The organism is Streptomyces thermocarboxydus, from assembly GCF_024760485.1.
Classification (GTDB): Bacteria; Actinomycetota; Actinomycetes; order Streptomycetales; family Streptomycetaceae; genus Streptomyces; species Streptomyces cellulosae.
Map to the genome: position 1 here is coordinate 1551294 of NZ_CP058273.1, position 12521 is coordinate 1563814.

Here is a 12521-nt window from a genome sequence, read left to right on the forward strand (position 1 = left end):
CTCGGCTGCGGAGACGTCCTCCGCAACCGGATGAACGTTCAAGCAACCGTCGGCATTCCCGGTGGGCCCGGACCTCGCTCAGCTGCCGTCGCGCAGGTCCGGCGGCCAGTGCAGCCGGTACTCGATGTGGTCGAAGGTCACCACGCACCCCTCCCCCATCGGCGACTGGGTCGCGAACCCGACCAGGGCCGCCCCCGTCTCCTTCTCGTCGCCGAGGGTGAACAGCCGGACGAAGGTCCACTGCTTGCCGTCGCGGGAGGCGTGGAAGGCGAAGGCGCGCCCGGTGCGGCTCACCCGCAGCCAGACCGTCTTGCCCTCCACGGTGAAGGAGTTGGCGTCGTCGGAGTGGCCCCGGGTGACGACCGTGCAGACGGTGGGCACGTCCGGGGAGTACTCCAGGCACAGCTTGGCCCACGCGCGCTCGCCGACGTGGACGTAGAGCACCCCGGCGTCGAAGGAGCCGGCGAAGCCGACCGTGACCCGGGCGATCAGCTGGAAGTCGCCGTCGGGCGCGCCGAGCAGCCGGGGCGCGTCGGCGGCGGACTCCAGGGACTCGCCGGTGGGCGGCACGAAGCGGTCCTGCCGCGGTCCCGCCCATCCGGTGAGCACGCCGTCCTCGTAGGACCAGGAGCCGTCGGGGCCGTAGGTCCGCAGCGGGAAGGGGAGTTCGGGTATGTCCAGGTCCATGGCGGGATTGTCCCAGGAGCGGCCCCGGTGCGCGTAGCGGGTCCCGGTCAGCGGCCCTGGAAGGTGTCCAGGGCGACCGCCTGGGCGACGGCGAGCCGCAGGTCGAGGGCGGGGTCGGTCACCTCGACGCGGTAGCGGTCGCGCAGGCCGAGCTTCTTGTCGACGCTCATCACGGGCTTGCCGTCCGTCTCGAAGTCGAAGTGGTACGGCCAGGCGAACGGCACCAGGTCCAGCGGCAGCCAGTCCCAGGCCCGGCGCAGCACGGCCACGAACCGGTTGCGCTCGCGGCCCACGGCGTCGGGCGCGCCCGGCTGCTCCAGCACCCAGGTGGAGCGGACCAGGGAGGTGAAGAACCGCTCGTGGAAGGAGCCGATCGGCTTGCCCTCCGCGTCCAGCACGTCGAAGCCCTCGCCGGGGTCCAGCAGGGTGCGCTCCTTGACGGTGAACGCGACCTGGCTCCGGGACTCGTCCGTCCAGAAGGTCAGTTCCTCCTTGAGGGAGAACCGCTTCAGCACGGCGTGGGCGAGGACACGGCCCTCCGAGCCGTCCGGCGCGGTCTCGGTGACGAGGTAGCGGTCGGTCCTCAGGGTGGCCTTCTGCGTGACGGTGAAGCGTCGGCCCGACCAGGCTCCCGTTGCGTCCACTGCTGTGCTCCCGGTGTCGGTGGAGATGTCCCGCCGGCGGGGTCCTCACCGGCGTCGCCATCGTCGCCGGACGGGCCGGGCGGGCGCAGTCTCCCAAAGTCGCGTGCTTCAACGACCAAAGACGATACGGACGTTGACGGGCGCCGTTCACTTTCGTCGTTCGGGGCCGCTACGGAGGGAGGATGCCGGCGCCCCGGTGCGGGCCCCTAGGGTCGGGCGCGTGGACACAGCGCCGATCTCTCGCCCCGCCCCTCCCCTGCTGTCCCGGCTGGCCGCCGCCTCCCCCTGGTCCCGCGGCCGGATCGCCGGGGAGGCCGTGCTGCTCCTGGTGCTCGCGGGCATCGCGGGCACGATGTACGGCGCGGAGAGCGGTTCCGCCGCGAGCGGCGGCGCGGTGGCCCTGCTCGTCGCCCTGCTCTCGCTGGTCAGACGGTCGCTGCCGGCCACCGTGCTCCTCGCTTCCTCCGTCCTGGCCGGCTCGGTCCTCGGCTGCGGCCCGCTGCTGATCTACGCGAGCTGGTCGGCGGGCAGCCGCATCAGGCGTCCCTGGCGCGCGGTGGGCGCATACGCCGCCGGGCTGGTGCTGTACGTCGTCCCCGCCCTGCTCGCCGACGGGGGCGAGGGAATACCGGGGCTGTCGCTGCTGATGACGGCGGTGCTGGGCGGAGGCCCCTATCTGGCGCTGGCGGTTGTTCCGGGGCTCGCGTCCCGGTACCGCGCGCAGCGCCGCGACCTGCTGGAGGCGCTGCGCCGGCACAACGCCCAACTGGTGCGCGAGCAGGCGATGGTGGCGCGGCAGGCGCGGCTGCTGGAGCGGCAGCGGATCGCCCAGGACATGCACGACAGCCTCGGCCACCAGCTCGCCCTGATCGCGGTGCACGCGGGGGCGCTGGAGGTGGACCCTGGTCTCGGCGACCGGCAGCGGGAGGGGGTGGGCATCCTGCGGGAGGCCGCCAGGTCCGCGATGCGGGAGCTGCGCGAGGCGGTCGGCATCCTCCGGGACGACACCGAGGAGCCGCCCGCGCCGGCTCCGGGCCCCGAACCGGAGGCGGCCGGGGCGCCGCACGAGCGGGGCGCGGCCGGGGTGGACGCGCTGGTCGCGTCGTCGCGGAGCGCGGGCGCGCCCGTGGAGCTGCGCCGCTCGGGCGAGCGGCGGCCGCTCGCCGCGGCCGCGGACCACGCGGTGTACCGCATAGTCCAGGAAGGCCTGACCAACGCGCACAAGCACGCGCCGGGCGCCCCGATCACCGTGGAGCTGCGCTACGAGCCGGACAGCCTGGTGGTGGAGGTGGCCAACGCCCCGGTGCCGGAAGGGGCGCCTTCCGGACCGCCCGCGATCAGCGGGGGCCAGGGTCTCGCGGGGCTGGAGGAACGGGCCCGGCTGGTCGGCGGCATGGTGCACAGCGGCCCCTCCCCCGACGGCGGCTTCCGGCTCGCCGGTGTGCTGCCGTACGGCGACGGCGCCTCGCCGGTGGGCCGGGAGGACGCGACGTCCGTCGCCGCGGAACGCGACGTTCGGGGGCAGATCCCAGCGGGCGCGGCGGGCGACGGTGGAGCGGACATGAACCGCTCCGACCCGAAGGAGTACGCCGCCATCATGAGCAGCAAGAAGAACGTCGCCCTGGGGTGCGCCCTCGTCTCCGTCGTCCTCGTCGCCGGTGTCGGCGCCCTGCTGGTGTGGGGGGTGAACAAGGCGATCGACGAGGTGGAGAAGGGGATCATACCGGCGTACGTGTACGAGGACGCGCGTATCGGCGACGCCGAGGCGGAGCTGCGCAAGCAGTTCCCCGAGGGCGACTCGCTGCTCACCGACGGCGTGGAGAAGCAGGGTCCGCCGCTGCCCCAGGACGCGGTGTGCGAGCACTACGTGGACGACGAGGCGGACATCGTGTACCGGTTCTGCTTCCGCGACGGGAAGCTGGTCGCCAAGGAGTCCTACCCGCACGAGATCTGACGGGCCGCCGTCTCCGGGCCGGCGGCGGGATCGGGCATGATGGCATGGCTCCGCCATCCGCCCGTCCCACCGCACCGCGCAGGAGGCCGCGTGATCCGGGTCCTGGTCGCCGACGACGAGCCGCTCATCCGGGCCGGCATCAGGATGATCCTCACCTCGGCCGACGACATCGACGTCGTCGCGGAGGCGCGGGACGGCCGGGAGGCGGTGGAAACCGCCCGCTCGACCGCCGTCGACGTGGCGCTGCTGGACATCCAGATGCCGGAGCTGGACGGGCTGACGGCGCTGGCCGAGATCGGCCGGGTGGCGCCCCAGGTGCGGGTGCTGATCCTGACGACGTTCGGGGAGCGGGAGAACGTGCTGCGGGCGCTGGGCCACGGCGGCGCCGGGTTCCTGCTGAAGGACTCCGCGCCGCAGGAACTGATCCACGCGGTCCGCGCGGCGGCGGCCGGGAACGCGTATCTCTCGCCGGCCGCCACCCGGCACGTGGTGGACACCCTGGCCTCGCCCGCCGCGACCGCGCGCGGGGAGGAGGCACGCCGCCGGCTGTCCGCGCTCACCGAGCGGGAGCTGCAGGTGCTGGCGCTCCTCGGGGAGGGGCTGTCCAACGCGGACGCCGGGGCGCGGCTGCACATGAGCGAGGCCACGGTGAAGACGTACGTCAGCCGGATATTGACCAAGCTGGACTGCGACAACCGGGTGCAGGCCGCGCTCCTGGCCCGGGACGCGGGCCTGGAGCCGGCCGGCGGGTGAACGCCGGCCGGCCGGACGGGGTCAGCGCTCCAGACGGCCGTTGAAGCGGCGGGGCAGCCCGAGCGGGTTGTCGTCCTTCAGCTCCGGCGGCAGCAGCGCCTCGGGGGCGCCCTGGTAGACCACGGGCCGCAGCCAGCGCTCGACCGCCGTGCCGCCCACGGAGGTGGACGTGGAGGTGGTCGCCGGGTAGGGGCCGCCGTGGTGCTGGGCGGGGGCGACGGCGACGCCGGTCGGCCAGCCGTTCACCAGGACGCGGCCCGCGAGCGGCGTGAGCTCCCGCACCAGTTCGGCACCGCGGCCCTGTCCGGCCGCCTCCTCGGAGGAGAGGTGCACGGTCGCGGTGAGGTTGCCGGGGAGCCGGGACAGCACCGCCCGTGCCTCCGCCTCGTCCGTGTAGCGGGCGATCACGGTGACCGGTCCGAAGCACTCCTCCAGCAGCAGGTCGTGCGCGCCCTCGTGGGTCAGCCGCTCCGCGGGGACGGTGAGGAAGCCGGCGCTGACGGTGTGCTCGCCGCCCGCGCCCGCGGTCACCGGGGACTCCACGTCGGGGAGCTGGGCGCGCTCGGTGACCCCGGCGAGGAAGTTGTCGCGCATACGGTGGTCGAGCAGGACACCGGGGTCGGTGTCGCTGACCGCGTCCGTGAGGGACTTCAGCAGGGCGTCGCCGGCCGCGGAGGCCGGGGCGAGGACCAGTCCGGGCTTCACGCAGAACTGGCCGACGCCCAGCGTCATCGAGCCGGCCAGCCCGGCGCCGATCGCCTCGCCGCGCTCGGCGGCGGCGGCCTCGGTGACCAGGACCGGGTTGAGCGAGCCGAGTTCGCCGTGGAAGGGGATCGGCACGGGACGGGCGGCGGCCTCGTCGAAGAGGGCGCGTCCGCCGCGGACCGAGCCGGTGAAGCCGGCCGCCGCGACCAGCGGGTGCCGGATCAGCTCGATGCCGGCGTCGAAGCCGTGCACCAGGCCGAGCACGCCGTCGGGCACGTCGTGCCGTGCGGCGGCACGGCGGATCACCTTGGCGACCAGCTCCGACAGGGCGGGGTGGTCGGGGTGGGCCTTGACGACGACGGGGCAGCCGGCGGCCAGGGCGCTCGCGGTGTCGCCGCCGGCCACGGAGAACGCGAACGGGAAGTTGGACGCCGAGTAGACGGCGACGACGCCCAGCGGGACCTTGTAGCGGCGCAGGTCCGGGATCGGCGGGGTGGCCGTGTCGTCGGGGTGGTCGATGACGACACCGAGGAAGTCGCCCTCCTCGACGATGCCGGCGAAGGCGCGCAGCTGGTAGCAGGTGCGGGCGAGTTCGCCGGTGAGGCGGACCGGGCCGAGCGCGGTCTCGGCGTCGGCGGCCTCGACGAGCCGGTCGCGGGCGGCCTCCAGTTCGTCGGCGGCGGAGCGCAGGAAGGCGGCGCGGACGGTGCGGTCGGTCAGCGCCTCGCGCGCGGCGTGGGCGTCCCGGACGGCGGCGTCCACCTCCTGGGCTGTGGCCTCCACCGCAACCTGTTCACGCTGCTTCCCGGTTCGGGGGTCGACACTCCAGACTGGTGCTGCTGCCACCGCGGGTCCCTCCACTTGAATGCCGCATGCAATGCCGCAGTATGTACGCCACCCACGGCAGTTGTTCGATATACTGAACACTGTCTCTGTGGGTGAATGCGCTTCGGAGACTATTTCCCGGCGAACGAAGGGGTCAAGGGCGATGTCGGCTGGCGAGACGGGCGGCGGGGCGCAGGTCAAGTCCGCGGTACGGACCGTTGAACTGCTCGAATACTTCGCCGGACGCCCCGGGATGCACTCCCTGGCGGCGGTCCAGGAGGCCGTCGGCTACCCCAAGTCCAGCCTGTACATGCTGCTGCGCACGCTGGTCGACCTCGGCTGGGTGGAGACGGACGCGACGGGCACCCGGTACGGCATCGGCGTGCGGGCGCTGCTGGTCGGCACCTCGTACATCGACGGCGACGAGGTCGTCGCGGCGGCCCGGCCCACGCTGGACCGGCTCTCCGACGACACCACCGAGACGATCCACCTGGCGCGCCTCGACGGCACGAACGTCGTGTACCTCGCCACCCGCCAGTCCCAGCACTACCTGCGCCCCTTCACCCGCGTCGGACGCCGGCTGCCCGCGCACTCCACCTCGCTGGGCAAGGCGCTGCTGAGCACCTACACGGACGAGCAGGTCCGCAAGATGCTCCCCGAGACGCTGCCCGCGCTCACCGAGAACACGATCACCGACCGGGAGAAGCTCATCGAGGAGCTGCACCAGGTGCGGGAGCAGGGCTTCGCCGTGGACCGCGAGGAGAACACCCTGGGGCTGCGCTGCTTCGGCGTGGCCATCCCCTACCGCACGCCCGCCCGGGACGCCATCAGCTGCTCGGTCCCGGTGGCCCGGCTCACCCCCGCCCACGAACAGATGGTGAAGGACGCCCTGTTCGACGCCCGCGACCGGCTGACCCTGGCCACCCGGAGGCTCTGACCCGTGGACATCGCCCTGCGCCCGGTGCACGACAGCGACCTGCCCGTCTTCTTCCGGCAGACGAACGACCCGGAGTCGGTGCGGATGGCCGCCTTCACCCCGGAGGACCCGGCCGACCGTGACCGCTTCGAGGCGAAGTGGACCTACATCCGCAGCTCGCCGGAGATCGTGGCGCGCACGGTGCTCGTGGACGGGGACGTGGTGGGCTCCGTGTCCGTCTTCGGGGAGGCGGGAGAGCGCGAGGTGACGTACTGGATCGACCGCGCCTACTGGGGCAGGGGCATCGCGACGGCCGCGCTCCGCGCCCTGCTCACCGAGGTCACCGACCGCCCGCTCTACGCGCGCCTGGCCGCCGACAACACGGGCTCGCTGCGGGTCCTGCGCAAGTGCGGCTTCGAGGTCACGGGCAAGGCCAGGGGCTACGCACCGGGCCGCGGCGAGGAGACGGACGAACTGGTCCTGACGCTGGAGACCTGAGCCGTTCTCCTCCAGGGCGCGTGTAAACAGCTCACCCGGGGCGCGGAGAACTGCGCGAGCGGCCCCCACCGGTCATGGGTGAGCAACCTCACGCCCCGGTGGGCGCGCGTATGAACCCCGGATGAGAATCGGACCGGGCGGGAACGCCGCACCCTCCCCCACTCGTCTGTCCTGACGCGATGAACAGGACCATCAGACGTGCCTCCGTCTTCACGCTGCTCCTCGTCCTCGCCCTCCTCGTGCGGGCGACCTGGGTGCAGTTCTACGAGGGCCGGGCACTGGCCGACGACAGCGACAACCGGCGCAACGCGATCGAGACGTACGCGGAGCCGCTGGGGAACATCGTCGTGGCCGGTGAGCACATCACCGGCTCGGCGCGGACGAAGGGAAGCGACCTCGCCTACAAGCGCACCTACACGGACGGTCCGCTGTACGCGGCGGTGACCGGCTACGCCTCGCAGGCCTACGCGCCGACCCAGCTCGAGGGCATCTACGCGGACGTCCTCAACGGCACGGACCCCCGTCTGAAGACGGTGACGGACACGGTCACCGGCAAACGGGCCGCGCCGGGGAACGTGGTGACGACCGTCGACCCGGCCGTGCAGAAGGCGGCGTACAAGGCGCTCGGCGACAAGAAGGGCGCCGCGGTCGCCATCGACCCGGAGACGGGGCGGATCCTCGCCGCCGTGTCGACCCCGTCGTACGACCCGACGTCGCTGACCGACGCCGGCACCGCCGGCGAGGCGTGGACACGGCTGAACGAGGACCCGGACAAGCCGCTGACCAACCGGGCGCTGCGCCAGCCGCTGCCGCCCGGCTCGACGTTCAAGCTGGTGGTCGCGGCCGCCGCGCTGGAGGACGGGCTGTACGGCTCGGTGGACGAGCGGACCGACAGCCCCGACCCCTACCCGCTGCCGGGCACGTCGAAGGACCTGGGCAACGAGAACCCGTCCGCGCCCTGCGAGAACGCCTCGATCCGGGTGGCGCTGCAGTACTCCTGCAACAACGTCTTCGGCAAGATGGCCGTCGACCTGGGGCAGGACAAGGTCCGCGAGACGGCGGAGAAGTTCGGCTTCAACGACGAGGAGCAGGACGTCCCGGTGCGCGCCTACCCCAGCGTGTACCCCTCGGACATGGACCGGGCGCAGACCGCGCTGAGCGGCATCGGCCAGTTCGACGTGACGGCGACGCCGCTGCAGATCGCGATGGTGTCGGCGGCGATCGCGAACGACGGCGAGCTGGTGTCGCCGCACATGGTGTCCCAGGTGACCGACAGCGGCGGCGACGTGCTGGAGGACCACGACGAGGACGCCTCGACGCGGCGGATCGTCAGCTCCTCGACCGCCGAGCAGCTGCGGTCGGCGATGCGGACGGTGGTGGAGGAGGGCACGGGCACCAACGCGCAGCTGTCCGGCGCCACGGTGGGCGGCAAGACCGGCACGGCCCAGCACGGCGAGAACAACAGCAAGACGCCGTACGCCTGGTTCACCTCGTACGCCGAGTCCGGCTCGAACGGCAAGAAGGTGGCCGTGGCGGTGCTGGTGGAGCAGTCGGACGCGCAGCGCTCGGAGGTCAGCGGCAACGGACTGGCCGCCCCGATCGCGCGGGAGACCATGAGGGCCGCGCTCCAGGACTGAACCTCGCGGGTCACACACGTGCGGGCCGCCCCGGTGCTCGAGGGGCGGCCCGCGCGTGCTGTGCGGCGGGGTCAGACGCCGAGGAGCTGCTCGATCGGGTCGATCGCGAAGTACACCAGGAACAGCGCCGAGGCGCCCCACAGCAGCCAGTGGACCTCCTTGGCGCGGCCCAGCACCGTCTTGATCAGGACGTAGGCGAGGAAGCCGGCGCCGATGCCGTTGGTGATGGAGTAGGTGAACGGCATCACGGCGATGGTGAGGAACGCCGGGATGGCGATCTCGTAGCGGTCCCACTCGATGTGCTTGACCTGCGTCATCATCAGGAAGCCGACGGCGACCAGGGCGGGCGCGGCGGCCTGGAGCGGGACGATGGTGAGCAGCGGGGTGAAGAACAGCGCCAGCGCGAACAGGCCGCCGGTGACCAGGTTGGCGAAGCCGGTGCGGGCGCCCTCGCCGACGCCGGCCGCCGACTCGATGTAGGAGGTCGCCGAGGAGGCGGAGGCGGCGCCGCCCGCGACGGCCGCGGCGCCGTCGATCAGCAGCACCTTGCCGAGTCCTGGCACCTTGCCGTCGTCGTCCAGCAGGCCGGCCTCGGCGCTGACGCCGACGACGGTGCCCATGGTGTCGAAGAAGTCGGACAGGATCAGGGTGAACACCAGCAGCACGACGGTGACGACGCCGACCTGGCCGAACGCGCCGAACAGGCTGAACTGGCCGAGGAGACCGAAGTCGGGGGTGTCGACGATCTTGTCGGGCCACTCCGGGGTGGTGAGGCCCCACGTCTCGACGTCGGCGAGCGCGTTGATCACCAGCGCGACGACGGTCATGGTGACGATGCTGATGAGGATCGCGCCGCGCACCTTGCGGGCGAGCAGGCCGATGGTGAGGAGCACACCGACGCAGAACACCAGCATCGGCCAGCCGGCGAGGGTGCCGGTGCTGCCGAGCTGGACCGGCACGGTGGTGTTCGCGGCGTCCGGGATGCGGGTGACGAACCCGGCGTCGACGAAGCCGATCAGCGCGATGAACAGACCGATGCCGACGCTGATGGCCTGCTTCAGCTGCTGCGGGATGGCGTGCATGACGGCCTCGCGCAGCCCGGTCACCACCAGGGCGCAGATGAGCAGGCCCTCCAGCACGATCAGGCCCATCGCGTCGTCCCAGCTCATCAGCGGGGCGAGCTGGAAGGCGACGACCGCGTTGAGGCCCAGTCCGGCGGCCAGGGCGAGGGGCAGGTTGCCGCCCACGCCCATGATGACCGTCATCACGGCGGCCACCAGGGCGGTGGCGGTGGTGAGCTGCACCGGGTCGAGCTGCTCACCGAACTTGTCCTTCGCGCTGCCCAGGATGAGCGGGTTGAGCACGAGGATGTAGGCCATCGTGAAGAAGGTGGCGAAGCCGCCGCGTATCTCACGGGCGTACGTCGAGCCCCGTTCGGTGATCCGGAAGAACCGGTCCACGCCCGTCGCCGCGGGCGGCGCACCGTCCTGCCGTTCGGCCGTCTTCTGTGCCTCGGACATGCAACTGCTCCTCGATGAGCGGAAGATGATGATCTGGTGAACGCTGGCTGGATTGTGCCCGTGCCGTACGTCGTTCCGGTGTGCTTCGTGTGACGGATTGGCATACCGGCGGGCCGGACGCCGTCCGGCCGCTCGCACGGGGGTTCAGGCGTGGAGCACGGAGTCCAGCCAGGCGTACGTCTCGTCCTGCATCGGGGAGTCGAAGGTGTGCCCGCGCCCGGGCCACACGGTCAGCCGGAGCCGGTCCGCGGCATCCCAGGCCCGCCACACGGCGCGCAGTCCGTCCTGCGCGACGCGTACGCCGTCGGCGGGGAAGTGGGGGTCGTGCTCGCCGTGGAGGAACAGCATCGGCTTGGGCGCGGCGATGCTCGCGACGTCGGGAAGGTCGAGGTGGCGGGCGAGTCCGGGGTGCAGCATGTGGAACGCCGACTGGCCGCGCAGGGTGTTGTTGCCCGGCACCAGGATCTGCTTCAGCCCGGTCATCCAGCACGCGCTCGCGGCGGCGGTGACGTGGTCGCTCAGCGCGGCGGTCTGCCAGGCGCGGTAGCCGCCCATGGACCAGCCGGCGGCGGCGACCCTGCGCGCGTCGACCCGGTCGAGGCCGGCGAGGAAGGCGGCGGCGCGCTGGTCCTCGCGGGCGTGCAGTCCGGCGAGGGAGGAGCCCAGTTGGTAGAGGGCGGCCGCGAGCGCCTGCTGCTCTTCGTATACGAGCGGGCCGCGTTCGCCCCAGCCGAGGGCGTCGAGACACAGCACGACATGGCCGCGGCGGGCGAGTTCGTCGCCGGGGAAGCGTCCGTCGAAGTGGCGTCCGGCCCACTCCTCGGCGGAGGCGAGCCGGGTGTCGTCGTACCAGGGGCGGACGCACTTCTCCTTGCCGATGTCGAAGCGGGAGCCGTGGTCGTGCAGCAGCAGGACGGCCGGGAAGGGGCCGGCGCCGTGCGGGGTGAGCAGGACGCCGCGGGCCCGGGTGCGGCGGGTGAGCGTGACGGTCACCAACTCCCGGGAGTAGCCGTCCCCTTCGGGTCCGGGGGTGTGCTCGGGGTCGAAGGGCAGGCCGGGTTCGGCGGGGACGAGGAGCGCGTCCTCCACCGCGGCCCGGGCCGTCCGGCGCCAGCGCGCGGGGTCGCGGACGGGTGAGGTCCCCCAGGCGAGCGGGAACGTCAGGTCGTCCTTGAGCGCGTCGAGCAGGCCGGGCGGTCCGGGCAGGGAAGTCATCCCTGGGGCCGCCAGTCGCCGAGCCACGCCTGGCGGGTGTGCGTGGCGGCCTGGGCGGGGGTGAGCTGGGGCCGGTTGGCGGGGACGGTGATCACCGCGCCGGGGCCGGTGTTGCGGTACTCGGCGAACCGCTGGTCCTGCCAGGGGTATCCGCTGGACATGGTGGTGTAGGGCGCGACGGCGTCGATGCCGGCGCCGAGGCGGGTGTCGCGGACGGTGAGCATGGGCCGGGCCGTCGGGTCGGAGCTGGGCACCCAGGGGCGGGCCAGCTTGTAGTAGCCGTCGGGCGCCTCGCTGCTGATGCGGCTGCCGGTCACCAGGAAGCCGCGTGGGTTCGCGACGGCGGTGGAGGGCGCGAAGACGAACCCGAACGGGGCGGACGTCAGGTCGGTGCGGACCAGGGTGCGGAAGTCGCAGTCCTCGAACACCGCGGTGGCCCGGCCGAAGACGAAGTCGACGTCGCCCTCGGCGTAGCAGCGCGCGAAGTACTGGCGGGCCACGGTGTCCAGGGACGCCGAGTCGGCGTAGAGGGTGTCCTGGTGGCCGAGGAACCGGCAGTCGAAGAAGGCGCTGCGGTCGCCCATGACCTTGACGGCGACGGCCTGGGTGCCGCTGACGCCGGGGTGGCCGGCGCGCAGCCAGTCGTTGGCGAAGGTGATCCGGCGGGCGGTGAAGCCGTCGGGGCGCAGGGTGGTGGTGGCCGACCCGGAGGTGCCGTAGGCGCCGGAGCCGTCGGGCTTGGGGGTGCCGGCCGCGTTGTCGTACACGACGACCACGTCACGAGGGTCTTCGGAGGCGCCGAGCCAGGTCATGTCCGTGCGGTCGGCGGGGACGGAGACGGTCTCACGGTAGACGCCGGGGGCGACGACGAGGGTGCGTCCGGTGCCGGTGGCGGCGTCGACGGCGGCCTGGAGGCTCGTGAAGTCGCCGGCGCCGCGCGGGTGGACGTACAGGGTGGCGGAGGTGAGCCGCGCCGAGGGTGAGCCGTAGCGGCCGAAGGGGCGGCGCGGGCGGCGGTGCGCGTGGGCGGGTGCGGCGGCGAGGGCGAGGGCGGAGCCGGCCGCGGCGCCGGCCAGCAGGACGTTCCTCCGGGACAGGTGCGAGGGCATGCGGGTGCTCCTTCGGGGGACGTGGAGGGAGCCGGTGCGGTCCGCTGTGGGGGCGGAC

11 protein-coding genes are annotated in these 12521 nt (G+C 72.9%); 5 read left to right on the forward strand and 6 right to left on the reverse strand.

From position 1 onward, the window contains the following. Positions 1-78: 78 nt before the first annotated feature. Together AY578_RS07305 and AY578_RS07310 are read right to left on the reverse strand one after the other, a co-directional pair. Entirely contained in the window at positions 79-687 is a 609-nt protein-coding gene (locus AY578_RS07305) for a DUF1349 domain-containing protein (protein WP_019522168.1), read from the reverse strand. Positions 688-734: 47 nt separating this feature from the next. Further along, entirely contained in the window at positions 735-1331 is a 597-nt protein-coding gene (locus AY578_RS07310) for an LURP-one-related family protein (RefSeq protein WP_136239292.1), read from the reverse strand. A gap of 220 nt (positions 1332-1551) precedes the next feature. On the opposite strand from AY578_RS07310, the gene AY578_RS07315 reads away from it, so the two are divergent. Beyond that, positions 1552-3285 carry a sensor histidine kinase gene (locus AY578_RS07315; RefSeq protein WP_258902188.1) on the forward strand — a complete coding sequence of 578 codons (1734 nt, stop codon included), beginning with the start codon at positions 1552-1554 and terminating at the stop codon, positions 3283-3285. A 90-nt stretch (positions 3286-3375) separates the two neighbouring features. Continuing rightward, the gene (locus AY578_RS07320) at positions 3376-4038 is read left to right on the forward strand and encodes a response regulator transcription factor (protein WP_019522171.1); all 663 of its coding nucleotides are present in this window, start codon (positions 3376-3378) and stop codon (positions 4036-4038) included. 21 nt (positions 4039-4059) lie between these two features. On the opposite strand, the gene AY578_RS07325 is transcribed toward AY578_RS07320, so the two are convergent. Then, positions 4060-5589: an aldehyde dehydrogenase (NADP(+)) gene (locus AY578_RS07325; RefSeq protein WP_258902189.1), complete on the reverse strand. Its 1530-nt coding sequence runs from the start codon at positions 5587-5589 to the stop codon at positions 4060-4062. Between the two features lie 142 nt (positions 5590-5731). Between AY578_RS07325 and AY578_RS07330 the strand changes: the two genes are divergently transcribed. From AY578_RS07330 to AY578_RS07340, 3 genes are all read left to right on the forward strand, one after another. Next, a complete protein-coding gene (locus AY578_RS07330) occupies positions 5732-6505 on the forward strand; it encodes an IclR family transcriptional regulator (RefSeq protein WP_004989734.1) in 774 nt (257 codons plus the stop codon). A 3-nt stretch (positions 6506-6508) separates the two neighbouring features. Then, entirely contained in the window at positions 6509-6982 is a 474-nt protein-coding gene (locus AY578_RS07335) for a GNAT family N-acetyltransferase (RefSeq protein ID WP_019522173.1), read from the forward strand. Between the two features lie 179 nt (positions 6983-7161). After that, the gene (locus tag AY578_RS07340) at positions 7162-8619 is read left to right on the forward strand and encodes a peptidoglycan D,D-transpeptidase FtsI family protein (RefSeq protein WP_019522174.1); all 1458 of its coding nucleotides are present in this window, start codon (positions 7162-7164) and stop codon (positions 8617-8619) included. Between the two features lie 71 nt (positions 8620-8690). Here AY578_RS07340 and AY578_RS07345 read toward each other — a convergent pair whose 3' ends face one another. The 3 genes from AY578_RS07345 to AY578_RS07355 form a co-directional block, all read right to left on the reverse strand. Further along, positions 8691-10139 carry an NCS2 family permease gene (locus AY578_RS07345; protein WP_019522175.1) on the reverse strand — a complete coding sequence of 483 codons (1449 nt, stop codon included), beginning with the start codon at positions 10137-10139 and terminating at the stop codon, positions 8691-8693. Between the two features lie 144 nt (positions 10140-10283). Beyond that, positions 10284-11354 carry a dienelactone hydrolase family protein gene (locus tag AY578_RS07350; protein ID WP_019522176.1) on the reverse strand — a complete coding sequence of 357 codons (1071 nt, stop codon included), beginning with the start codon at positions 11352-11354 and terminating at the stop codon, positions 10284-10286. Continuing rightward, positions 11351-12463 carry a pectinesterase family protein gene (locus tag AY578_RS07355; protein ID WP_028960706.1) on the reverse strand — a complete coding sequence of 371 codons (1113 nt, stop codon included), beginning with the start codon at positions 12461-12463 and terminating at the stop codon, positions 11351-11353. Before AY578_RS07355 ends, AY578_RS07350 begins: the two co-directional genes overlap by 4 nt. Between the last annotated feature and the right edge of the window lie 58 nt (positions 12464-12521).

What these genes read in the sequence shown, in the direction of transcription:
- AY578_RS07355 (WP_028960706.1), bottom strand. Translation starts at nt 12,463, where the DNA reads ATGCCCTCGCACCTGTCCCGGAGGAACGTCCTGCTGGCCGGCGCCGCG.
- AY578_RS07340 (WP_019522174.1), top strand. Translation starts at nt 7,162, where the DNA reads ATGAACAGGACCATCAGACGTGCCTCCGTCTTCACGCTGCTCCTCGTC.
- AY578_RS07330 (WP_004989734.1), top strand. Translation starts at nt 5,732, where the DNA reads ATGTCGGCTGGCGAGACGGGCGGCGGGGCGCAGGTCAAGTCCGCGGTA.
- AY578_RS07350 (WP_019522176.1), bottom strand. Translation starts at nt 11,354, where the DNA reads ATGACTTCCCTGCCCGGACCGCCCGGCCTGCTCGACGCGCTCAAGGAC.
- AY578_RS07305 (WP_019522168.1), bottom strand. Translation starts at nt 687, where the DNA reads ATGGACCTGGACATACCCGAACTCCCCTTCCCGCTGCGGACCTACGGC.
- AY578_RS07345 (WP_019522175.1), bottom strand. Translation starts at nt 10,139, where the DNA reads ATGTCCGAGGCACAGAAGACGGCCGAACGGCAGGACGGTGCGCCGCCC.